Origin of the sequence: Mesorhizobium tamadayense, assembly GCF_003863365.1 — a bacterium.
GTDB lineage: Bacteria > Pseudomonadota > Alphaproteobacteria > Rhizobiales > Rhizobiaceae > Mesorhizobium > Mesorhizobium tamadayense.
Genome location: NZ_RQXT01000020.1, coordinates 28,257 through 50,202 on the forward strand (window position 1 = coordinate 28,257; position 21,946 = coordinate 50,202).

Consider the following 21,946-nt stretch of genomic DNA (forward strand, 5'->3'; position numbering starts at 1 on the left):
GTGCTGCAATGTCTTTGGTCAAGTCGAACCGGCCGCGCTTCACCGATATCGAGGGACTGGCCGCCATGGTCGGCCACGGTGACGCCTTTGGCGTCGGGGGCCATCATTTCGCGCGGCTGCCGATCGCATTGCTGCGTGCGATCGCCAGATACGGCGTCAAGGATCTGCGCTACGTCTCCTGGGCCGGCGGCTTGCCGCTCGAATTGCTGCTCGAGGCGGATGCGGTGGCCGAGATCGACCTCTGCTTTTCCAGCCTCGACATTTTTGGGGTGCCGCCGAAGTTCCGCGCGGCCGCCGAGAGCGGTGCGGTTCCCGTTCGCGACTGGACGGCGCTGGCCATGATCCAGGCACTGCGGGCGGCGCAGCAGAACCTGCCGTCGATGCCGTTCCAGCTTCCGCAGGGATCCGACATGCTGGATCGCGTGCCGGGTGCGATCGCCAGGCCCGATCCGGTTGCCGGGACCGATACCGGATTTGTCCCGCCGCTCAGGCTCGATACGTTCGTCGTGCACGCCCAGCGCGCCGACGAAAGCGGCAACGTGCAGATCATCGGGCCGCGGGCGCTGGACTTCGCCATGGCAGGTGCGGCGCGCAAGGTGCTGGTCATGGTCGAGGAGATCGTCCCGATCGGGGCGCTGCGGCAGGACGGCCACCAGAGCATCCTCACCCGCAATCAGGTTTCGGCGATAGCCCTGGCGCCGGGCGGCGCCTACCCGGCCTCGTGCCTGCCCTTCTACGTCACCGACTATCAGGCATTATCGGAGGCGTTCGCGACCAAGGAGGCAGCTTTGTCGGACAAGCTCCGCCTGCCTCCGAATGGCCTGCCAGAGCGGCTTCGAGACGCTGCGAAAGTCAGCGCCGAGACGGTGCTGGCGATGCCGGCGCTCGCGTATGGTGACAGGAAACCGTCCGTTGATGAGATCATTGCCGCCCGGATCGCCGCCGAGCTCGACAATGAGAGCTTTGCCAGCGCCGGCGCGGTATCGCCGCTCGCCAACGTCGCCTACCGGCTGGCCAAGGCAACGCACGCGCCAGACATGATCATCGCGACGATGAGTTGCGGCCACCTCGACATCGTGCCGAGCCCGATGATCCTGTCGCTGATCGAAAGTCTTGATTGCGAGACGGCGGCGGCGCATGCCGGCGGCGACGACACCTATTCGACCTATTACCAGGCGGGCGCGGTGACGCATGAGATTGTCGGCGCCGCACAGGTCGACCGGCGCGGCCGCGTCAACACCATCGCGCTGCGCAAACCGAGCGGTGGCATACTGCGGCTGCCCGGGCAGGGCGGCATGGCGGACGTCGCCAACATGCATCGCGATTACCTGCTCTATATTCCCCGCCATTCCGTTCAATCGCTGGTGGACGAGGTTGAGATCGCAAGTTCGGCGCGTGGGCTGCTGACGCCCGCCGAACGCGAGCCGATGGGCTATCGCACCGGCAAGGCGCTGGTCTTCACCGATCTCTGCGTCTTCCGGCTCGACCAGGCTTCCAGGGAATTGACCGTCATCGAAACCATGCCGGGCGTTATCCAACAGCAGATCCGCGACGCCACCGGATTTGCGGTGACGTTCGATGCCGGTTGCCGGGAGGTGCCTCTGCCGTCCGACGATACACTCGCCGTCCTGCGCAACCGCATCGATCCGCTCGGTTTGCGTCGCCTCGAATTCGTCAGCGCGAAGGAACGCGGCGCGCTCATCGCCGAGATCCTCGCCGCCGACCGCGCCATGGTCGAGCATTGCATCGCCGCCCAAAGATCGCCTGTCGCAAGCTGAGGAGCGCTCCATGGCAAAGCCGTTGCTCGATATGTCCGCCGCGCGCGTCTTCTTCGACGGCATCTTCACCAGCCCGCGCGTCGCGCATCCGGAAGGCGTGGCTGTCCACCGCGATGGTTCGATCTGGTGCGGCACCGAAACCGGCGATCTCCTGAGGCTGGCCGCCGACGGCAGCTCCGTCGAGCGCATGGGCGGCACGGATGGCTTTCTGCTCGGCATCGCCTTCGACAGCGCGGGGAACTGTTTCGCCTGCGATCTGAAGCATGCCGCGATCTTTCGCCGGGACGCCGCGACGGGCCGCATGGAGCGCTTCGCTTCCGCGGGCATCCACGTGCCCAACTATCCGGTCGTCGACGAGGCGAGGGGCTGGCTTTACGTTTCCGATAGCGTTGGCGAGGACAACCGTTCCGGCATCTTCCGCTACGATCTCAAGACCGGCGAGGGCGGCCTGTGGTGCCGGGAGGCCATGTCCTTCGCCAATGGCATGGCCATGGCGCTAGACGGCAATGGACTTTACGTGGTCGAAAGCCACGCGCGGTGCATCAGCTACGTGCCGATCCTCGCCAACGGCGCAGCAGGGGCCAGGCAGGTCGTCGTCGAAGACGTGCGCAATGTCCCGGACGGCGTCGCCTTGGCGCCTGACGGCTCGCTGTTCATCTCATGCTACGAGCCAAGCCGGATCTATCGCTGGCGAAAGGACCGACGTCTTGAAGTGCTGATCGAGGACCCAGCGGCGACGACACTGGCGCACCCCACCAACATCGCCTTCAAGGGCGACAAGCTCTACACCGCAAATCTTGGCCGCTGGCACATCACCGAGATCGATCTGGCGGCAATTCCAAGCTGAGCCGTTTGGCTGACCGACGCCGGGCACATCCTCCGGCCTTTTCGACTTCCAGCGTCAGGCGTGGTCCAAGCTCACCGCTCCATGGCGGTGAGTTACGCCAATTGCCGCCGTGGTTTGCGCGCTACCGGTGGCGCGCTGACTGGAGTAATCCCATCCGAGAAGATCGACGTCTGACCGGCGAACGACATCGACGCCGCAGGGCAGGGCGCGACGGCGCGCGAGGCCTTGCCGAACAGCCTCGGGCCGCTGATCCGCGACCTCGACTGGGATGAGGACCAGCGGCTGGCCGACTAGCTCGCCGTCGTCGATCAGCTTCGCAGCGAAAACATGCCGGCGGTGCTGGCCGCCGCGATCGCCTGGGAGGCCTGGCAAGACATCGAGCCGCTGCAGCATCAGCATTGGCTCGGCACGCTGCTGGTTGCCGCTTTGCTCAGGGAAGGCGGTAAGGTTAGCTCGCATCTTTTTGCTCTCAACTCGGGAATGCGTTTGATTGCCCGGGAACGGCGCAAAAGCCGCGGTCCGGACCACCCCGCTGCAGGCCGCGCTCGACGCTTTTGCGGAGGCCGCCGCAGCCGGGCTGAAGGAACTCGATCGGCTGGCGCTGGCCAGAGCCCAGATGGAACGCAGGCTCAGGAACCGGCGAAAGAATTCGAGCCTGCCGGCGCTGATCGAGCTGGTGCTGGCGCGGCCGGTGGTGTCGGCGGGATTGATCGGGGGCGAGCTCAAGGTCAGCCAGCGCGCCGCGCTCGGCCTCGTCGCCGAACTCGGCGTTCGGTAGGTGACCGGCAGGGGACGCTACCGGGCGTGGGGATCCTTTGATACTCCTGTCCGTGCGGCGGTGCTTGTCTCGCCACCGATCTCGGCCGTGCTGCGGCCCGCTCGTCTTTCGGATCCCACGCGCCTGAATGGGCTGGTCAGACCGCATCGTCCGGGTGCATAGTTATGTCCGGGACTTCGCGGGCGGTACTGTCCGCAGCAATGCCATTGCCCGGTCCCGTCTTTGTGCTGCATCCGTCCGCGATCCCGATGGGACCAGGCCACATGGAGGCTACCATGCTGGTAAGGGAAGCGATGACGGGCGAAGTACGCTGGTACTCCCCCGATACGCCGATCCAGGAAGTCGCGCGCGTCATGCGTGATGAAGGTATCGGTTGCGTGCCGATCGGCGAGAACGATCGGCTCGTTGGCATGATCACGGATCGCGACATCACCTGCCGCGGCGTGGCCGCGGGCGAACGCCTCGATGCGTTGACGTGCCGCGCGGTGATGTCGCCCGGCATATTCTTCTGTTTCGAGGACCAGACCCTGGAGCAGGCGCTTGGGCAAATGCAGGAGCGCCAGGTGCATCACCTTCCAGTGCTCAACCGGCAGAAGCGGATGACGGGCCTCATCTCGCTGGGTGATATCGCTCTGAAGGGCGAAAGTTCGATCCTCGCGCCGCTTGCCAAAATCGCCGCACGCGACGCTGAACGGCACCTGCAAGCCGCCTGAGGTTTTCAGGGACGCTTGCGTCAAATAGACGGGGGCGGCATGCGCTTAGCGGGGACCAGGCACGCCGCCCTCAAGGTCAATCGGCGTGGGAACCCCGCGCCGATCCGCACAACAGGCCGAAGACCGAGGTGCCTATGGAAATGGCAAAGGCGTCGGACGTCCTGCCGATTCTACTGTAGGATCGCCATCCGCGCGTCTGCGCCATGCGTGGTTTGTGATGCGGGACGCGGCAGCGAACGGCGCCTCTACCAGGAATCAGGTATCAAGGGTGCCTTGAGATATTGCGCATCGCCCTTTGCGGCCGTCGCCTTCATGAGCGCGACTGCCTAAACACCTGTGTCGGTTCCCGATCAGCAGGCTGCAGGCCCCGGGACGGCCTCCCATTGCCCCCTGCCTAAATAGTTTCATCTGCCAATGCTACCGACCACTCCCGTCAGCGGCCTATGGGCGGTTCTCGCATCACGCCGGCGGGTGATCTGGCGGGACGAGACATAGCTGAACGACTTGGGCGCCGAGCACCCAAGCCCGGCGCCGACTTCGATCACCCGCGCGTCAGCAAAGTGGCGGTCAGGCCATCTTTGCCAATATCTTGGTCATATCTGCCGTGTCGAATGCCCTCAGCGTCTCAGTTCTGATGTTGCCCATTGATGCGATTGATAAGGCTAGTGCGGTCGCAGCAATGTCGTCCTCTGCTTCGGCAATCACTACGACATCATGTTTGCCAAGCGTCCACAATAGAGTGTGAACCTTCACCCCGCTTTTGCTGGCCATCGCCTTGAAGGCCTCAGCCCGCTTCTGAGTATCCTTTATAGTCCTGATACCTTGATCGGTGAAATTCGACAGTAATACGTAATGAGCCATTGGTTCCTCCCACAATGGAGAACCGGCCGGGCGCTCACGGCGCGTCCGCCGTTCCCGGAACCACGATAGCACGAGCCGGGTGCGCGAACCACAGGCGGTCAAGAAACGACAACGGCGCTCGGTGGCGTGTCGACCACATAGCACTTCTTCGTTGCGGCATCTCAGCCATGACGTGCGGCGCACTGTCACCGACGTCCAACGGCAGAATCGCGATCTGCTGCAGTCGGCTCATCAATCGCCGGATTCCCCAAGGGGTGGGTCATTCTCGATCAGTTGCGGAGAAGATCGATCCCGATCTGTACGAGGCAGCCCAGGTGGCAGATATTGGTCAGCAGGCGTGCCGTCCACATGACCTGGACCGCCAGGTCGAGACGGCCGACATGAGCCGACAAAGTCCAAGCTATGGCTGCCATGAACCATCGCGTCGTCACCGTGTTCGGTGGAACCGGGTTTCTCGGCCGCCGCGTTGTTTCGGCGTCTCCGCGACGGTGGGTTATTCGTTCGGATTGCATCAAGACATCCGGAGCGGGCCAAGAAGTTGTTCGGTTCCGATGATCCGCAACTTCAACCTTCGAAGCCGATATCCATGATGAGCGGGCGATCGCCGATGCACCTGCAGGTGCTTACGGCGTTGTAAATGCCGTCAGTCTTTACGTCGAGCAGGGACGGGAGACCTTTCACTCCGTGCATGTCGAGTCGGCCCGGCGGGTTGCGGCTCAAGCACACCGAGCTGGCGTCGAACGGCTCGTTCACGTTTCGGGAATCGGCTCCGATGTGCCTCGCCGTCGCTCTACATTCGCAAGCGTGGCGACGGCGAACTGCCGGCGCGTGCCGCGTTTGCTGACGCCACCATCATCCGCCCGGCGGTGATGTTCGGACCGGATGACGCGTTTCTCACGATTATCCTCAAGCTTCTGCGTCGGCTTCCAATCTATCCGATGTTCGGTCGCGGCCTGACTCGATTGCAGCCGGCCTATGTGGGCGATGTGGCAGAGGCGACTGCAAGAGCGCTGCAGGGGACGGAAACGCATGCGATCACGTATGAGTGCGGCGGTCCTCGCATCTACTCTTATGAGGAATTTCTCAGAGCCGTTGCGCACCAATCCGACCTTAGACCCATACTGGTCCCAGTGCCATTTGCAGCTTGGCACGCACTCGCATGGGCCGCGGAAATGCTTGCGAGTCCGCCCGTCACTCGGAATCAAGTGGAACTGATGCAGGTCGACAACGTGTCATCGCCGCAGATGCCCGGATTTGAAGAATTTGGCATTTCGCCACATCCGGTTGAGGAAATACTCCAGGAGATGTTGCGTAATCCCTGATCAACGAGCCTTCTTGCGTACTCAGGCGCCACGATTGAGTGTCCGAAATCGCGCTAACCGGCCAATCGTGAATGCGAACTTTGGACCCATTCCGGCCGTTGGGTGCCGGGTGCCTCTCTATGAACCGGCGATGAGGTTGATCTTCGCGGCCATGATGAAGTCATTCTCGTGCAATCCCTTGATCTTGTGAGTCTGCAGCGAAACTGTCGCATAACCCCAGCCGAAACAGATGTCGGGATGATGCCCTTCTTCTTCCGCCAATCGGGCAACTTCGTCGACGAAGCCGAGCGATTGACGGAAATCCGCAAATTTGAAGTTGCGGCGCAGCAGGTGCGCCTCCTCCAGTTCCCAGCCAGGGGTCTGGGACAGGTAGCCCTCGGCTGCCTCCTGCGTTAGCGGCGCAACGCCGCCGCGGCAGGGCGTACAGGTTTTCTGAGCAATACCATCGGTCATGACAACCTCCCTTCGTGCTCATTCCGGGCGTAGCGATCGCGTTTTCATCTCGCCCGGTATTTGCTCGCATAGTGCTTTGCAAGAGCCTTGCGAATCTGCTCGGCAAGGCGCTTGTTGCCGGTCTTCGCCCGCGCCTTGTCATCGCCTTTTTGCAGCTTCGGCAGATCGGCGCCCGGGCCTCGTTTCGTTGATTTGCGCATCGCAATAGATCAACGCCGTGACTGACAACCGGTTTCGTTCAAAGGACGATCTCCACAGGACTGCCGATCGCGAGACCGAGTTCGCCGTCCGCGCGCCCTTGATTGACAGCAATCTCGGCAAGCCCGTTCGAGTTCTCGTACCATAAGGCCGTGCCCGGCGGCCGATCGCCGAAGGTCGTCGCGCCCTCCAGCACGCGATCTGCCGCGGCGATCCTTGCGCCCGCCGGCAGCTTGGCCGCCCTCAGGCCGGTCATGGCATTGCCGAAATGGTCTATATAGACGATCTCGGCGAGGTCCTCCGGCCAGTCTCTACGGCGATCTGCGTCATCCAGGCGCGGCCTTCCGGGCGGCGGCTCACGGCGTGCCAGCATGGCCGCGATCGGGGCAAACAGGTCACGCCCGTGAAAGCTGGCAGACAGGCGCTTTGGCTTCCAGTCGATATCCCAGCTGAACGTGTCAGCCGCGCGGCGCTGGATCAGCTCGAACAGGCCGTTGCCGGGGCCGACATACCAGCGACCGTCGGCCTCGACGATGACAGACGGGCGCGTCCCTCCGACGCCTGGATCGACGACACAGAGAAAGACGGTTCCCGCAGGAAACCACTCCGCGTAGGCCGCCAGCAGGTAGGCCGACGCCTTGGGATTGCCGACCGGCGCATCGGAGAAGAGGTCGATCGCGGGGATGCCCGGCGCCATCTGGTGCAACATAGCCTTCATCTGACCCGTGTAGGGGCCGTGCAAGCCGAAATCCGTGAACAAGACAATCATGGCCGGGCGCCGACTGCGCTGCGATGGACATACAAATAGTCGGCCGGAAGGCGCATCCGCCGGCAGGCCTGAACGGGCGGGTTGGTTTCCATAACGAGGCGATCCGCCAAAGCCCCTGCCTGCCGGACCGCCTCGGCTTCCCACCTGTGCAAGCCGTGCCGGGTGAGCCCCAACAGCGCCTGCATCCAATCAGGCACCAGATCAACGGCAGCCGCTACCAGCAGGAGCTGTGCCGGCCTGAGCGGCAGCGGCAGGATAGGCGCCGAACGCATGATGGCGAGAAATTCGAGCACAATGGCCGAGCGCTCCAGCCGTCCGGCTGTCGCATGGAACAGCGCTTCAAGCTCGGCTTCCGATCCCGGCGCGCCTGTGGCGCCGAAAAGGCGCGCGGCGGGAACGCCCTCGGTATAACAGCGGTCGCGCTCCGATGCGGAGAGCTGCCGCACATAGGTGTGATAAGCTTGGACAAAGCCGTACGCCGCCGTGCCCTGAACCCAGTTCAGAAGGTCGGGGTCATTGGCGCAATACGTCTCGCCAGACGATGTCACGCCTGCGACCCGGTCGTGTATCCGCCGAACGCGGGCGATCATGGCCTCGGCCGTGGTGCGGGAACCGTAGATCGTCACCATGGCAGCGAGCCCCGTGCTGTGCAGTCGCCGAATTGGATTCAGGCGGAAAGACGTATGCTCCCATACGCCAGTGCGCACGCGCGGTTCTGCAAGCTCCATGATCACGGCGGTGACGCCGCCGATGAACAGCGAAAGCGGGTTCTTGAACACGCGCCACGACACGGAGTCCGGCGATATCAGTCCGGCCTCGCCGATCGGTCGCGAGAAATCGATGTGAGGCCGGTCGCCGGGCTGCAGCACCGCCCGCGTTATCGCCTCCAAGAGGCTTTGCAACGGCCAAGGCAGGACGATCGGCGTGGTCATGGCAACGAGCGCCATTCACAAGAAACGCGTGCTTCCGAGCAGCGAAATTGGGCCGCTGGACGCACTTGGCGAAACTACGGCCACGTTCTGCGGTGCTCGATCTCCACTGTAGCTCAATTGGACGACCGTGCCCACCCCGAGCGGACGCCGCGAAAGCCGCTGGGGCCATTGCGACCAGTGTTGTCGCTCAGGACCCGAAGGCCTTCCTTAATTTGCCAGACTTCACACGAGCGAAGACCATCATCGCTCATATATTCCGACGAGGAGCGCCTCGGCGAGGCCATGCTTGCGCGCTTCTCGTTCGACTCCCTGACACGATGGGTCGTTGCCGAATGGCAGGTGATCTATCGATAGCGCAAGCAGCCGGAAGTGATAGCGGTGTGGGCCATGGCGATGCGGTGGGCAGGGGCCACCGTAACCTGGTCGCCGGAAATCGTTGGTTGCCTGCTTGAGGCCTTGCTTGCCGGGGTCCCGGGCAGCGCCTTCGGCCAACCCTACACAATCGGCCGCCATGTCATAGGCCGCCCAGTGGTGCCAGACCCCCGTCGGAGCGTCGGGATCATCGCAAAGAAGGACAAAACTGCGGGTTCCTGCCGGAGCGCCGGTCCAACTGAGCGGCGGGGAAAGGTCCTGACCGTCGCAAGTGAAGCGCCGCGGGATCGTCGTACCGTCCGCAAAGCCATTTGAAATGAGCTGCATGGGTCACCCCTGACGCTATTGCCGCGCCCGCAGCACTCGTGCCCAAACGCCAGGTGCCAGGCAGAGCTGGTAGGAAGCGCGAGCGTCGAGGCTGCATTCCGACACGAGCTTCGCGGTCGATCGGGCGCAAGGATAGGCACTCTGTCGAAAATGTACGAGACAATATTGAACGGCAGTTCGTTTCGCCCTGCCGCCCCGTCCAAGCGCCGCGTCGCATGCATCGTAGCCAGTGATGGCAAGGCTGTGATACCATTGCACAAGTTGCGCCGCGGTTGGCAATTGCCACGCCCGCGCAGCCTGACCGCTGTGCAGTGCTAATCGGGTCGCGGGTCTCGTCCCGTCGAACGAGTGGCCTCGGATCATGGAACTCGTTGTTGCTCTTGGGCTGATCCTCTTCAAGGTCGCGTTGCTGATTGCGATCCTGCTGCTGCTGCCCTTGCCGCTGACGTGGCTGGAACGCAAGATCGCGGGACACATCCAGCAGAGGATGGGGCCCATGCGTGTGGGCTGGCATGGGCTGCTGCAGCCGGTGGCGGACGGGGTCAAGCTCTTGACCAAGGAGGACCACATCCCGGCCGAGGCCGACCGCTTCCTGTTCAAACTGGCGCCAATCCTGGCGCTCGCTCCGCCCTTCGTGGTGTTCGTCGCAATTCCCTTCGGCGAATCCGTCTCGGTGCTCGGCACCAAGATCACTCTCTACGTCTCCAACATGAATGTGGGGCTGCTTTTCGTCTTTGCGGTGATCGGGATCGAGGTCTATGGCGTCATCTTCGGCGGCTGGGCGGCGAACAGCAAATACGCTGTCCTGGGCAGTCTCAGGACCTGCGCTCAGATGATCAGCTACGAGATCCCGATGGGGTTCGCGGTCATCGGCGTGGTCATGCTGGCGCAATCCATGAGCCTGCTCGACATCGTGCGGGCGCAAGCCAATGTCTGGAACATCGTCTACCAGCCGGTCGGGTTCTTCGTGTTTTTCGTAGCGGGCCTGGCCGAAGCGCAGCGCATTCCCTTCGACCTGGCGGAAGCGGAAGGCGACCTGGGGGCCGGGTTCCATACCGAATACAGCGGAATCCGCTTTGCGTTCTTCATGGTCAGTGAATACGCCATCATGCTTCTGACGTCGGTCCTGGCGGTGATCCTGTTCTTCGGCGGCTGGAACGGCGTGCTGGTCCCGTTGCCACCGCTCCTCTGGTTCGTGCTCAAGGTCGCGTTCTTCGTCTATGTGTTTATCTGGTTCCGCTTCACTTTCCCGCGCTATCGCTACGACCAACTGATGGCGATCGGCTGGAAAGTCTTGCTTCCTTTGTCGATGGCGAACATAATCATAACCGGTGTTGCTTTCCTTTAGGGGCTGCAACGAGGCGACGATGTCGCGCGCACTGGACAGAACTGGAATATGGATCGGCTGGGCGTTCTTCGCCGATCTGACGAACGCCTTGGCGCTGACCTTCGGCTACATGTTCTCCAGACCCGTGACCATGCAGTATCCGGACAAGGAAAAATGGTTGCCCTACTCGCGTTACCGCGGGCATCACTTCCTGAAGCGCGACGACGAGGGCGAGATCAAATGCGTAGCCTGCGAACTCTGCGCGCGGATCTGTCCCTGCGACTGCATCGAGGTCATCCCCTACGAGGACGAGAAGGGCAACCGGCACCCGGCAAAATTCGAGATCGACATGGCCCGGTGCCTGTTCTGCGGGCTGTGCGAGGACGCCTGTCCGGCGGACGCGATCGCGCTTGGCCAACAGTACGAATTCTCGAGTTTTTCCTCAGCGGATCTGGTGGTCGGGCGTGACGATCTGCTCGGCAAGCCGGGCAAGGCGACGACCGGCGGTGGCGTGGTCGCTGCACGCCTGAACACCGAGCAGGACGTGCTGGTCGAGACGAGCGAGCCGCAGGGGTACAACTGGTGGCGGAATATCCGTCGAAGGTGAAGGCGCGCCAACTGCCAAGCCGGAGCGCGCAGACAGGAGGCTCATATGCTGGTCTGCCAAATCTTGAAGACCAAGGCTCCCGAGGTCATCTCGGTCACTCCAAGTCAGACGATGGTGGAAGTGCTACGGCTGTTTCGGGAGAACAACATCGGCTTCGTGGTCGTCGGCCGGTTCCCCGGCCAATGCCTGGGAACGCTGTCGGAGCGGGACTGCTGCTATGCGGTGGCTGAATACGGAACCGAGGCGCCCATGATGCGGGTCGCCGACATCATGAACCGCAATGTGGCGACCTGTTCGACACAGGATTTGCTGCCTTCGGTGATGGCGACCATGACCAAACGGCGTACGCGCCATGTGCTGGTCATGGATGGCAGCGCCACTGTCGGCGTGGTGAGCATCGGCGACGTGGTCAAGCACCGCCTGGACGAATTGCTGAGCAACGAGCAGGTGCTGTACGATTACATTGCCGGGACCGGCTATCACTGACGACGCCGGCTCAAGGCGCAGGATCAGGGCAGGCTGCCCGGGGAACCCGCCTCAGATCGGATTGTCAGGCCGCGCCCCGACCCCGGCGAGAGTGGCGATCTCGAAGGCCGCGTGCGCCATTTGAACTTCCACCGGACATGGGTATTCGCCCCGCCGCATCAGGCTGTTGAGACGCAGGGATCTGTAGTTTTCGGGAACGAACACTAGGCCCCTGGGGAAACGCTTGTTGACCTTGAGCTTCGCCGTCAGTTCGCCCTGGGCCGATCGCACCACCACCTGATCGCCATCCGCAAGGCCACGCTGCGCTGCATCCGGCGCGCTCATCTCGACATATGGGTCATCCGCGACCGTATTCAGGATCTCCGAGCGCTCGGAAAGATATCCGTTGTGGAACAGGCAGTTGCCGGTGACCAGCATGAGCCGGTCGGCTGCAATGGGGGCGGGTGGGTGGGCAAAGAACTCGCCAACCGGTGGCGCAAGGGTCGCCTTGGTGAATGCTCCGTCGGCGCCAAGCCCGTCCTGCGTCAACCCTTGGTAGGCCGGAACCAGCCGGGCAATCTCGCCGAAGATTTCGCCCTGGATCGACGGCTGCAATGCCTGGCCGTGAAGCGCCGCAACGAAGTCGAATATCGCCAGATTGTCCCGCGCCTCGAGGGCGGGTTCGCGGAACTTGCAGACCTTCTGGATGCGGCCCTCGTTGTTGGTGAACGTACCGGATTCCTCGCCATAACTCGCCGCGGGCAGCACGACATCCGCCAAGCCCGCCGTATCCGTGAGGAACGCGTCCTGCACGATCAGGAGGTCGGCGGCGCGAAGCGCCCGCTGCACGAATCCCCGGTCGGGATAGGACATCAGGGGGTCGCTTCCGACGACATAGAGCGCACCCATTCGCTTCCTGTCACAGAGTTCCAGCATGGCGTCGAAATCCACGCCCGGTTCAGACGGGATTTCGGCGCCCCAGGCCCGTTCGAGAGTTGGGCGCGCCGCATCACCGGCGAGCGCGCGTGGCCCCGGCAGCGCCGTCGGCAGAACGCCCATGTCCCAGGCGCCCAGTTGGTTGGCACGGTCGAAGAGGAACTGCATCGCCAGGCCCTTACCGAGCGCGCGCAGAACCTGCAAAAGGTTGTTAAGCTGCTGCAACGTCGCGCGCGCCAGGGGCGATCTCAAGAGGTCGGCGCTGACAAGCATGGTGACGCTGCGACCTTCCAGCAGCGCCGCGGCCAGACGGTCCGGACCGTCACTGTCGGTAGCCGCTGCCGGCCGGCCGGTTTTCGCGCCGATGTCCGCAAAAACATTGCCCGTCAGTGCCTGGCCAGCCGCCCCCAGTCCGCTCATCACCGCGGCAAGGCCCTGAGCCTCACCGCCCGGCGGCACGCGAACGACTGCCCGCGCATCGGCGTCCAGACGGGATGGCCGCGCAGAGAGCATGAGTAAGCCGGCCTGTCGCCGCCGTGCACAGTCCCGCAGCAAATATTCGGTGACAGGGTTTTCGTCCGTCACGTTGCCACCGACGACAAGCACACAGTCGTTGCCGATTACCTCCTCCAGCGGCGCGCGGGTGTAGAAGGAGGCCACCAACGGGCCGAGCGCATCAAAAGGCGTGGACCAGCGCGAGGAGCAGTCGATATTGTTGGTCCGGAACGCTGTGCGCATCAGCTTCTGGAACTGATAAAGCACCTCGTTGGGCAGGCGCGGCGAGGCCAGCCCGCCCACAGCCTTGCTGGCGACGGCCGACAGCCGCCGGCGGAGGTAGTCCCCCGCTTCGTTCCAGGAAACCGGAACAAGGACCCCGTCACGACGGATCATCGGCCGCTTGATCCGGTCCTGGCTGCCGACGAAGTCGAGTCCGAAGCGCCCGCGCACGCAGAGCGTTTCGCGGTTTATGCCGTGCTCCACCTTCGAGCGGACCCGCATGAACTCGCCCTTGCGCGCGCCGACGGTCAGTTGGCAGCCGGTGCCGCAATGCGGGCAGACCGTGTCCGTTTCGACCAGATCCCAGGGCCGCGCCTTGTAGCGATAAGGGAAGCTCATCAACGCGCCGACCGGGCAGACCTCGACGCAATTGCCGCATTGATCGCAGCTCGCGAGACTGCCCTCGAAGCCAGTGACAGCGGTATCCATGCCTTTCTCAATGGTGCCCAAGGCGACCGCGCCGACGACTTCTTCGCACATCCGGACGCAGCGCTGGCACTGGATGCAGCGGTTGACGTTCATGATGATGACCGGGCTGAGACGGATGTCCTCGGAGTGGAACACACGCTTGGCATCTCGGAATCGGCTTGTGCGGGGACCGTATGCCATCACCATGTCTTGAAGCTCGCACTCGCCGCCCTTGTCGCAGATCGGGCAGTCGAGAGGGTGGTTGGCGAGCAGCATGTCGAGCATGGAAGAGCGCGTTTCGTCGATCAGCTGCGTGTTCGTGCGCACCACCATGCCGTCGGTGACCGCGGTGGCGCAAGAAGGCTGTAGCCGGCGCTGCCCCTCAATCTCCACCAGGCACATGCGGCAGGAGGCCAGCGCCGGCAGCCGCTTCAGATAGCAGAAGGTCGGGATGTCGATGCCCAAACGCTCGGCGGCCTGGAGCACCGTGGAGCCAGCCTCCACTTCCAGCGTTCGTTCATCGATTGTGACGCGAACCATGGCTTCCTCGCGGTCCTCTCGTTGCGCCCTCCTCAGTGAAACGGGCACCTCCGCTCCTCGATGTGCGTGACGAATTCATCTTCGAAATGGGCCAGTGCTGCCCGCAGGCCCATCGCCGCGCCGTCGCCCAGAGCGCAGAACGTGTTGCCGAAAATGCCTTTGCAGAGCGCCTCCAGCTGTTCCATATCGCCCGGCGCGCCCTGGCCCGCCTCGACCCGGCGCAGCACTTTCACGACCCAGTTCAGCCCTTCGCGGCAGGGGGTGCACTTGCCGCAGGACTCGTGGTGGAAGAACTCGATGATCCGTGTGGCGACTTTGACAATGCAGGTCGAGTCGTCGATCACGATCACCCCGGCCGAGCCGAGCATCGAGCCAGCGGCGGCCAGCGAGTCGAAGTCCATCCCCACGTCCAGCCCGCGCTCCGGGATCAGCGGCGCCGAAACCCCGCCTGGGATCACCGCCTTGAGCTTGCGCCCCGGTAGCGCCCCGCCGGCGCAGTCCTCGACCAGTTCGCGCAGCGGTATCCCCATCGGCAGCTCGTAAAGGCCCGGTTTCCGCACCTGTCCGCTTAGGCAATAGAGCTTCGGGCCGGGGCTCTTGTCCGGGCCGATGCCGCGGAACCAGTCTGGCCCTCGCGCCACGATATGCGGGACGCAGGCCAGCGTCTCGACGTTGTTGATCACGGTCGGGCTGGCGTAGAGCCCTTCGACTGCCGGAAACGGCGGTTTCAGACGCGGCTGTGCCCGTTTGCCTTCAAGCGAGTCGAGCATCGCGGTCTCCTCGCCGCAGATATAGGCGCCGGCGCCGCAATGGATGTGCACGGCAAAGCTGAAATCCGAGCCCAGAATCCGTGTTCCCAGATAACCCTTCGCATGGGCCTCGGCGATCGCCTGCTCCAGCCGCGCGATCGCCAGCGTGTATTCCCCGCGGATGTAGACATAGGCGGTTTCCGCTCCTATCGCGTAGGCGCTGATCGCCATGCCTTCGATGAGCTGGTGCGGGTCACGCTCCATGATGATCCGGTCCTTGAAGGTGCCCGGCTCGCCCTCATCAGCATTGCAGCACAGATATTTCGGCTTGCCGGCGCGTTTGGGCACGAAGCTCCATTTCATACCCGTAGGAAATCCGGCTCCGCCGCGACCGCGCAGGTTGGATTTCTTGACGACGTCGATGATCTCGTCGGGCGTGTGCTTCCGCAGCGCCTTGGCCAGGGCCCGGTAGCCGCCGCCGGCCTCGTAGGTCGCGAGCAGATGGCCATCCGGCACGTCCACGTTCCTGAGAAGGACCGGTTCGAACATGGCGCTATTCTCCCGGCGGTCCAGCGGCAGCGAGATCGGCGCCAGTCGCCTGCCGCACCGTCGCGCGCAGCCTGTCCAGGAGCGCGTCGATCCGCGCGATGTCGAGGTCGCCATGATAGTCGTCGCCGACCTGCATCACCGGGGCCATCTCGCAAGCGCCGAGGCATTCGACGGTCGAAAGCGTGAACAGCCCGTCCGGGGTCGTGCCGCCTTTCTTGATGCCGAGCACCTCCTCCAGGTGCCTCAGCAGGTCCTCGGATCGGCGCAGCATGCAGGAGACATTGTCGCAGAGCTGCAGGTGGAAAATGCCGACCGGCTCGGTATGGAAGAGGGTGTAGAAGGTCGCCAGTTCGTAGACCCAGATCCGCTCGACGCCGAGGATGTCGGCGACCTCTTCCAGCACCGGGCCGGGCAGATGGCCACGTTCCCTCTGCGCGATCAGAAGCGCGGGCATGATTGCCGAGCGCTGGTCGGGATATCGCGCCGCCGCCTCTTCGATCTTTTCGCGCATGGTCATCGCGCCCAAATCCCTGCTACTTGTCCACTTCAGCCATCACGGGGTCGAGGCTGCCGAGCACGGCGATCATGTCCGCCAGGTAGCGTGCGTTGGTGACCCCGAAGAGCGCCTGAAGGTTGACGAACGAGGGTGCCCGGACCTTCATGCGGAACGGTTTTGGCGACCCGTCGCTGATGATGTAGAAGCCGAGCTCGCCCTTTGGCGCCTCGATCGCCGAGTAGACCTCGCCCTTCGGCACCTTGAAGCCATAGGCCGATAGGTCGAAATGCTGGATCAGCGCCTCCATCGAGCAGTGCACCCGATCCTTGTCCACCGGGAAGGCGATAGTCGGCATGTCGATCTGGAACGGCCCGTCGGGCATCTGGTCGAGGCATTGCTCGATGATCCGTACGCTCTCGCGCATTTCCTCGACGCGGCATCGCCAGCGCGCGTAGCAATCGCCTTCATCGCGGGTAATAACGTTGAATGCTAGCCGGTCGTAGATCTCATAGGGCTCGTCGCGGCGGATGTCCCAGTCGACGCCCGAGGCGCGCAGGTTCGGGCCACTCAGGCCCAGATCGATGCCGTCCGCGGCAGAGATCACGCCGATCCCCTGCGTGCGCTTCAGGAACACCCGGTTGTTATCGACCAGCCGTTCATAGTCGCGGATCCGGTTCGGGAAGATGTCGCAGAACTCCCGGATCTTGGGGAAGAACCCGTCGGGCAGATCCTCGCGCACACCGCCGACCCGGCAGAAGGAGGTGTGCATCCGCGCCCCGCTGATCATCTCCAGCAAGTCCATGATCATTTCGCGCTCGCGCATGGCATAAAGGAGCGCGGTCATCGCGCCCAGGTCCAGCGGGAGTGCGCCGGTGATCAGGAGATGACCGGAGATCCGCGCCAGTTCGGCCATCAGCACACGGATATATTGCGCGCGGATCGGCGCATCGATGCCCAGGAGCTTCTCCACCGCCAATGCGAAGGCCAGGTTGTTCGAGGGCGGGCAGAGGTAGTCGAGCCGGTCGGTCAGCGGGAAGATCTGGGTGTAGGTGAAGCTCTCGGCCAGTTTCTCGGTGCCGCGGTGGAGGTAGCCGATATGCGGGTCCACGCGCGCGACATATTCGCCGTCCAACTCGAGGACGAGCCGCAGCACCCCATGCGTGCTGGGATGCTGTGGGCCGAGGTTGAGAAGCACCTCCTTGGTGTGGGGTGCATCGGCTTCCGGCCAGCTCAGTTCCGTGACTTCGGTCATCTCAAGTCCCCGGTGTGGAGCGGCCTCCCTGTGGAATGTCCTCGGTGGCGAGGTCGGGCTGCGTCGGCGGCGGGCCTTCGGCGCCAAACGGGTTCAGCTTGTCCTTGTAGCCCCGCAGCGGAAAGTCCTTGCGCTGCGGGAAGCCCTCGAACCCTTCCCACATATAGATCCGGCGCAGGTCGGGGTGGCCCTCGAACCTGATCCCGTACATGTCCCAGGCTTCGCGCTCATGCCAATTGGCGGTGCGCCAGACCCCCGTCACCGACGGGACCCGCGGCGGATCGCCGAGGCGGCACTTGATCCGCACGCGCCATTTGTTCGGCAGCGAATAGAGGTGGTACACTGCCTCGTAGCGCGGCATCTCGGGGTAGTGATCGACCCCGCAGATGTCGGACAGGAAATCGAACCGCAGCGTCGGGTGTTCCTTCAGGAAACGGCAAAGCTCGACGATCCTGTCTGGCGAAGCGGCGAAAGCATAAACCCCATGCGAGAAGCCAAGCTCCTCGATGGCCTCCCCGAAACGTTCCGCGATCAGGGAGCGGATGAGGGACGTCTCCGCGCTCATGACACCGTGACCCGGTCCAGAGGCGTCCCGGCCAGCGCCCTGGATTTCTTGATCTTCTCCTGAAGCAGAAGGAAGCCGTGCATCAGCGCCTCGGGCCGAGGCGGGCAGCCCGGCACATGCACGTCCACCGGCACGAAGGTCTCCGCCCCTTGCACCACGGCGTAGGTGTTGTAGACCCCGCCCGAGATGGCGCAGGTGCCCATGGCGATGACCCAGCGCGGCTCCGGCATCTGGTCGTAGAGCCGACGCACCACGGGCGCGAATTTCCGCGTTATCGTGCCGGCGATGATCATCACGTCGGACTGGCGCGGCGAAGGCCGGAACACCACGCCGAAGCGGTCGAGATCGTAGCGGGCGCACCCCGCCGAGATCATCTCGATGGCGCAGCAGGCGATGCCGAAGGTTTCGGGCCACAGCGCCGACCTTCGGCTCCAACTGATCAGGCTGTCGGCCGTGGTGAACAGCACGCTGTCGCGGATCGCGTTGTTTACGCCTCCCATTCCAGCGCCCCCTTCAGCCAGGCGTAGGCGAAGCCCACGAGAAGAAGCAATATGAAGACGAACATCTCGACATAGCCGACCAGCCCGATCTCTTTCAGCACGACGGCCCAGGGAAAGAGGAACATAGTCTCGACATCGAAGACCACGAACAGGATCGCGATGATGAAGAACTGTACCCTGAAGCGGCCTCCGGCGGCTTCGCCCGCCGGGTCCATGCCGCATTCATAGGGCATGTTCTTCTCGGGATAAGGATTGGATGGGCGCAGGAGCGAGGAGACAAAAAGCGTAGCACCCGCCACCAGAACAATTCCGGCGACCATGAAAAGTACCGGCAGGAACTCCATTCCGGTCACGTCGCACAGCCCCGGTCACCCGCCGAGGGCTCTACTCAAGCTGCCACCGACGCCTTTGGATCGGTGTTGCAGGCGCCCTTTGGAAGCGACTAGGGCATTCCTTTCTAGTACCGTCAGAGTATTCCGTCGGTCGGATTATTGCAAATCCATTCGATCAGCCGCCAATCGCGGCATGTTGAGCAAGCCTCAGAAACCACGCCGGAAACAGGCCGATGCCGATGGTGCCGGCAGCGGTGAAGGCGAGTGTGGCGCGGACCGCGGGCGTCAGCGCCGGATCGAACGCGCCCTCCGGCTCGCGCATGTAGATCACCATCACGATGCGGATGTAGAAGTAGGCGGCAACTGCGCTCAGCAGCACTGCGATCACCGCCAGCATGACGAAACCCCGCTCGACGAGCGCAACCAGCACGTAGAACTTGGCGAAGAACCCGGCTGTCGGCGGAATGCCAGCCAACGAGAACAGATAAAGCAGCATCAGAAGCGCCAGCCCGCGATGCGACTTGGCGAAACCGGCGTAGTGCTCGATGACCTCGCCCGAGAAATCGCCGTTCCGCATCATGATGACGATGCCGAAGATGCCGAGATTCATGAACGCATAGATCAGCAAATAGAGCATCACGCTGGCAACCCCGTCCGCACCGCCGGCCGCCACGCCGAACATGGCGAACCCGGCATGCGCGATGCTGGAATAGGCCAAGAGGCGCTTGAAATTGTCCTGCACCAGCGCCACGAAACTACCGAGCGCCATCGTCACTGCTGCAATGACCGCAACGATGATCCAGACGTTCGAGGCCGCGACCAGTGGGTTGAGGAACACCCGCAGGATCACAGCGAACCCCGCTGCCTTGGGCCCCACCGACATGAAGGCGGTGATCGTCGTCGGCGCGCCTTCATAGACGTCCGGCACCCACATGTGGAACGGCACCGCGCCGACCTTGAATACCAGCCCCGCGACGATAAAGACCACAGCCAAGAGCAATCCGGGATCGAGCTGATCACCGGTCACCGCCGCAGCCATCCTGTCCAACTGCGTCGTGCCGGTGAGCCCGTAGATCAGCGAAACGCCGTAAAGGAAAATCCCGGTCGAGACCCCGCCGAGGATCACGTATTTCAGCGCCGCTTCGTTCGACCGCTGCTGCTGGCGCAGGAAGCCGGTCAGCACATAGGTGCAGAGCACCGTCAGTTCGAGACCTACATAGATCGACAGGAGGTCGGTCGCTGAGGCCATGATCATCATTCCCGAGAGCGCCAGGAGCAGCAGTACAAAGTATTCACTACTCCCGATCCCTTCGATCTCGGCATATTTTCGCGAAAGAAGGAATGTCAGAACTGTGACCAGATAGAACACGACCTTGAAGAAGACCGCGAAGCGGTCGGCGACGAACATGCCCGAGTAGGCCGGCCGCACCTCGCCCGCCAGCATGAGTGTCCCTAGGGCGGCAATCAGCACGACCGCGACTGAAGCCCAGACAAGGAAATGTTGCTGCCCCTTCCGCACCAGCTGCCCCAGGATCAGCAGGATGCAGGCCCCGGTAACCACGACGATCTCTGGCAGGCTCGCCAGAATCGACTGGAAAAGCGCGGCGGCGGTCATTGGGCGCCCCCCTTACCCTGCACCTGCGTCAGTAGATGCTTCACCGAGGCGTCGATGATTTCGAGAAAGGGCTTCGGATAGAGCCCGATCCAAAGAACGAAGACGGCTAGCGGCAAGATCGCCGCCATTTCGCGGGCGTTCACGTCGCGGATCTTGAACCGCATGCCGATGCTGGCCGGTCCAAGCGCGACTTTCCTATACATGCCAAGCAGATAGGCCGCTCCCAGCAAGGCGCCCAGAACGGCAGCGGCACCGACAGCCAAGTTGGCTGCGAACGCGCCTGACAGCACCAGCAACTCGCCCACGAACGAATTCGTTCCCGGCAGCGCCATCGATGACAGGGCAAACAGTGCAAGAAACGCCGTATAGACCGGCGCCGCCTTCATCAGCCCGCCATAATCCGCGATGCTGCGGGTATGGGTCCGCTCGTAGATAAGGCCCACGGACAGGAACAACGCGCCGGTAGTCACGCCATGATTGAACATCTGCAAGATGCCGCCCTCGAGCCCACGGAGGTTCAGCGTGAAAATCCCCAGCGTCACCAAGCCCATGTGGCTGATGCTGGAATAGGCCACCAGCTTCTTCAGGTCATCCTGCGCCAAGGCGAGCAACCCGCCATAGACAATGGCAACCGCCGAAAGGACCAGCATCAGCGTCGAATAGTGCACCGTCGCCTCGGGCAGCATTGGCAGTGAGAACCGCAGGAACCCGTAGGCGCCCATCTTCAGGAGCACGGCGGCGAGGATGATGCTGCCGGCCGTCGGCGCCTGCACATGGGCGTCCGGCAGCCAGGTATGGACCGGGACCATCGGCACCTTGACCGCGAAGGCGATCAGGAAGGCGAAGAACAGCCATGACTGGACCTGGAACGGCAAATGCTGCGCCATCAGGGTGCGGATGTCGAAGGTCTCGCCACCGTGGAAATAGAGCACGATGACACCGATCAGGAACATCAGGCTGCCCGCCAGCGTGTAGAGGAAGAACTTGAACGCTGCATAGACCCGGCCATCGCCACCCCAGACGCCGATGATCACGTACATCGGAATCAGCATCGCTTCCCAGAAGACGTAGAACAGGAACAGGTCCAGCGCGCAGAACACACCCAGCATCAGCGCCTGCATGGCAAGCAGGCTGACCATGAACTCCTTCACCTTGCGGTCGATTGCGACCCACGAGGCGAGCACGCAGATCCAGCCCAACAGCGCGGTCAGGAACACGAAGAGTGCGCTGATCCCGTCGACGCCAAGTGCGTAAGTGATCCCCAGCGCGGGCACCCACGGGTGCGTCTCGGTGAACTGCATCTCATGGGTAGAGGTGTCAAAGCCGCCCAGCATGGCGATGCAAAGCGCGAAGTCGAGGATAGTGACAGCCAGTGCCATCCACCGCACCACATCGTCGTTGCGGATAAACATCAGCGCCGCCGCCCCGACGGCTGGCGTGAAGACGATGAGACTAAGCAGAGGGACCGCCATGGCGCC

At 63.3% G+C, this 21,946-nt stretch carries 26 protein-coding genes and 1 pseudogene; 10 read left to right on the forward strand and 17 right to left on the reverse strand.

What is annotated here, in order from left to right; all coding sequences use genetic code 11:
- Positions 1 to 8: 8 nt before the first annotated feature.
- Together EH240_RS17285 and EH240_RS17290 are read left to right on the forward strand one after the other, a co-directional pair.
- Positions 9 to 1,778: a CoA-transferase gene (locus EH240_RS17285; RefSeq protein WP_125000283.1), complete on the forward strand. Its 1,770-nt coding sequence runs from the start codon at positions 9 to 11 to the stop codon at positions 1,776 to 1,778.
- A gap of 10 nt (positions 1,779 to 1,788) precedes the next feature.
- Positions 1,789 to 2,625 (forward strand): SMP-30/gluconolactonase/LRE family protein, encoded by an 837-nt coding sequence (locus tag EH240_RS17290; RefSeq protein WP_125000286.1) that lies wholly within the window; start codon positions 1,789 to 1,791, stop codon positions 2,623 to 2,625.
- A gap of 54 nt (positions 2,626 to 2,679) precedes the next feature.
- Here EH240_RS17290 and EH240_RS37975 read toward each other — a convergent pair whose 3' ends face one another.
- Positions 2,680 to 3,024 (reverse strand): hypothetical protein, encoded by a 345-nt coding sequence (locus EH240_RS37975; protein WP_167484049.1) that lies wholly within the window; start codon positions 3,022 to 3,024, stop codon positions 2,680 to 2,682.
- Between EH240_RS37975 and EH240_RS40095 the strand changes: the two are divergent.
- The 3 genes and pseudogenes from EH240_RS40095 to EH240_RS17300 all read left to right on the forward strand — a co-directional run.
- Positions 3,001 to 3,075, forward strand: a pseudogene (locus EH240_RS40095) (hypothetical protein); the annotation flags it as partial. The gene EH240_RS37975 and the pseudogene EH240_RS40095 sit on opposite strands and share 24 nt — an antisense overlap.
- 40 nt (positions 3,076 to 3,115) lie before the next feature.
- The gene (locus tag EH240_RS39030; RefSeq protein ID WP_245436141.1) at positions 3,116 to 3,403 is read left to right on the forward strand and encodes a helix-turn-helix domain-containing protein; all 288 of its coding nucleotides are present in this window, start codon (positions 3,116 to 3,118) and stop codon (positions 3,401 to 3,403) included.
- Between the two features lie 263 nt (positions 3,404 to 3,666).
- Complete coding sequence (locus EH240_RS17300; RefSeq protein ID WP_245436142.1) at positions 3,667 to 4,116, forward strand: CBS domain-containing protein; 450 nt, start codon at positions 3,667 to 3,669, stop codon at positions 4,114 to 4,116.
- A 567-nt stretch (positions 4,117 to 4,683) separates the two neighbouring features.
- Here the strand turns inward: EH240_RS17300 and EH240_RS17305 are convergent.
- Both EH240_RS17305 and EH240_RS37980 read right to left on the reverse strand, forming a co-directional pair.
- Complete coding sequence (locus tag EH240_RS17305; protein ID WP_125000291.1) at positions 4,684 to 4,977, reverse strand: GYD domain-containing protein; 294 nt, start codon at positions 4,975 to 4,977, stop codon at positions 4,684 to 4,686.
- Positions 4,978 to 5,246: 269 nt separating this feature from the next.
- Positions 5,247 to 5,390 (reverse strand): hypothetical protein, encoded by a 144-nt coding sequence (locus tag EH240_RS37980; protein WP_167484052.1) that lies wholly within the window; start codon positions 5,388 to 5,390, stop codon positions 5,247 to 5,249.
- Between the two features lie 187 nt (positions 5,391 to 5,577).
- Between EH240_RS37980 and EH240_RS39035 the strand changes: the two genes are divergently transcribed.
- The gene (locus EH240_RS39035; RefSeq protein ID WP_245436153.1) at positions 5,578 to 5,847 is read left to right on the forward strand and encodes a hypothetical protein; all 270 of its coding nucleotides are present in this window, start codon (positions 5,578 to 5,580) and stop codon (positions 5,845 to 5,847) included.
- A complete protein-coding gene (locus tag EH240_RS39040) occupies positions 5,847 to 6,299 on the forward strand; it encodes a Rossmann-fold NAD(P)-binding domain-containing protein (RefSeq protein ID WP_245436143.1) in 453 nt (150 codons plus the stop codon). The genes EH240_RS39035 and EH240_RS39040 overlap by 1 nt, the downstream gene beginning before the upstream one ends.
- 117 nt (positions 6,300 to 6,416) lie before the next feature.
- Here EH240_RS39040 and EH240_RS17315 read toward each other — a convergent pair whose 3' ends face one another.
- The 5 genes from EH240_RS17315 to EH240_RS17330 all read right to left on the reverse strand — a co-directional run bounded on the left by EH240_RS17315 (position 6,417) and on the right by EH240_RS17330 (position 9,350).
- On the reverse strand, positions 6,417 to 6,752 hold the full coding sequence (locus tag EH240_RS17315) for a 4a-hydroxytetrahydrobiopterin dehydratase (protein WP_125000294.1): 336 nt from the start codon (positions 6,750 to 6,752) through the stop codon (positions 6,417 to 6,419).
- 44 nt (positions 6,753 to 6,796) lie between these two features.
- The gene (locus EH240_RS37765; RefSeq protein WP_148101149.1) at positions 6,797 to 6,952 is read right to left on the reverse strand and encodes a PTD012 family protein; all 156 of its coding nucleotides are present in this window, start codon (positions 6,950 to 6,952) and stop codon (positions 6,797 to 6,799) included.
- A 38-nt stretch (positions 6,953 to 6,990) separates the two neighbouring features.
- Entirely contained in the window at positions 6,991 to 7,719 is a 729-nt protein-coding gene (locus EH240_RS17320; protein WP_125000297.1) for an SAM hydrolase/SAM-dependent halogenase family protein, read from the reverse strand.
- Positions 7,716 to 8,651 (reverse strand): oxygenase MpaB family protein, encoded by a 936-nt coding sequence (locus tag EH240_RS17325; protein WP_245436144.1) that lies wholly within the window; start codon positions 8,649 to 8,651, stop codon positions 7,716 to 7,718. The genes EH240_RS17320 and EH240_RS17325 overlap by 4 nt, the downstream gene beginning before the upstream one ends.
- Positions 8,652 to 8,891: 240 nt before the next feature.
- Complete coding sequence (locus tag EH240_RS17330; protein WP_125000303.1) at positions 8,892 to 9,350, reverse strand: YbhB/YbcL family Raf kinase inhibitor-like protein; 459 nt, start codon at positions 9,348 to 9,350, stop codon at positions 8,892 to 8,894.
- A 361-nt stretch (positions 9,351 to 9,711) separates the two neighbouring features.
- Here EH240_RS17330 and nuoH point away from each other — a divergent pair, with 361 nt between their 5' ends.
- From nuoH to EH240_RS17345, 3 genes are read left to right on the forward strand one after another with little or no spacing between them, the layout of a single operon-like run.
- Complete coding sequence (gene nuoH / locus EH240_RS17335; protein ID WP_125000306.1) at positions 9,712 to 10,698, forward strand: NADH-quinone oxidoreductase subunit NuoH; 987 nt, start codon at positions 9,712 to 9,714, stop codon at positions 10,696 to 10,698.
- 19 nt (positions 10,699 to 10,717) lie between these two features.
- Complete coding sequence (locus tag EH240_RS17340; RefSeq protein ID WP_125000309.1) at positions 10,718 to 11,284, forward strand: NADH-quinone oxidoreductase subunit I; 567 nt, start codon at positions 10,718 to 10,720, stop codon at positions 11,282 to 11,284.
- Positions 11,285 to 11,329: 45 nt separating this feature from the next.
- Positions 11,330 to 11,770 (forward strand): CBS domain-containing protein, encoded by a 441-nt coding sequence (locus tag EH240_RS17345; RefSeq protein ID WP_125000312.1) that lies wholly within the window; start codon positions 11,330 to 11,332, stop codon positions 11,768 to 11,770.
- A 51-nt stretch (positions 11,771 to 11,821) separates the two neighbouring features.
- Here the strand turns inward: EH240_RS17345 and nuoG are convergent, their stop codons facing one another.
- The 9 genes from nuoG to EH240_RS17390 all read right to left on the reverse strand — a co-directional run bounded on the left by nuoG (position 11,822) and on the right by EH240_RS17390 (position 21,940).
- On the reverse strand, positions 11,822 to 14,410 hold the full coding sequence (nuoG, locus tag EH240_RS17350; protein ID WP_125000315.1) for an NADH-quinone oxidoreductase subunit NuoG: 2,589 nt from the start codon (positions 14,408 to 14,410) through the stop codon (positions 11,822 to 11,824).
- Positions 14,411 to 14,442: 32 nt separating this feature from the next.
- Positions 14,443 to 15,708 (reverse strand): NADH-quinone oxidoreductase subunit NuoF, encoded by a 1,266-nt coding sequence (nuoF, locus tag EH240_RS17355; protein WP_125000318.1) that lies wholly within the window; start codon positions 15,706 to 15,708, stop codon positions 14,443 to 14,445.
- Between the two features lie 4 nt (positions 15,709 to 15,712).
- A complete protein-coding gene (gene nuoE, locus EH240_RS17360; protein WP_125000321.1) occupies positions 15,713 to 16,225 on the reverse strand; it encodes an NADH-quinone oxidoreductase subunit NuoE in 513 nt (170 codons plus the stop codon).
- 16 nt (positions 16,226 to 16,241) lie between these two features.
- Positions 16,242 to 17,456, reverse strand: a complete 1,215-nt coding sequence (nuoD, locus tag EH240_RS17365; protein ID WP_125000324.1) for an NADH dehydrogenase (quinone) subunit D — start codon at positions 17,454 to 17,456, stop codon at positions 16,242 to 16,244.
- 1 nt (position 17,457) lies between these two features.
- Entirely contained in the window at positions 17,458 to 18,021 is a 564-nt protein-coding gene (locus EH240_RS17370; protein ID WP_125000327.1) for an NADH-quinone oxidoreductase subunit C, read from the reverse strand.
- Entirely contained in the window at positions 18,018 to 18,521 is a 504-nt protein-coding gene (locus EH240_RS17375) for a NuoB/complex I 20 kDa subunit family protein (protein WP_125000330.1), read from the reverse strand. Before EH240_RS17375 ends, EH240_RS17370 begins: the two co-directional genes overlap by 4 nt.
- On the reverse strand, positions 18,509 to 18,874 hold the full coding sequence (locus tag EH240_RS17380) for an NADH-quinone oxidoreductase subunit A (protein ID WP_125000333.1): 366 nt from the start codon (positions 18,872 to 18,874) through the stop codon (positions 18,509 to 18,511). Before EH240_RS17380 ends, EH240_RS17375 begins: the two co-directional genes overlap by 13 nt.
- A 154-nt stretch (positions 18,875 to 19,028) precedes the next feature.
- On the reverse strand, positions 19,029 to 20,468 hold the full coding sequence (locus tag EH240_RS17385; protein WP_125000336.1) for an NADH-quinone oxidoreductase subunit N: 1,440 nt from the start codon (positions 20,466 to 20,468) through the stop codon (positions 19,029 to 19,031).
- On the reverse strand, positions 20,465 to 21,940 hold the full coding sequence (locus EH240_RS17390; protein ID WP_125000339.1) for an NADH-quinone oxidoreductase subunit M: 1,476 nt from the start codon (positions 21,938 to 21,940) through the stop codon (positions 20,465 to 20,467). The genes EH240_RS17385 and EH240_RS17390 overlap by 4 nt, the downstream gene beginning before the upstream one ends.
- Positions 21,941 to 21,946: the final 6 nt, after the last annotated feature.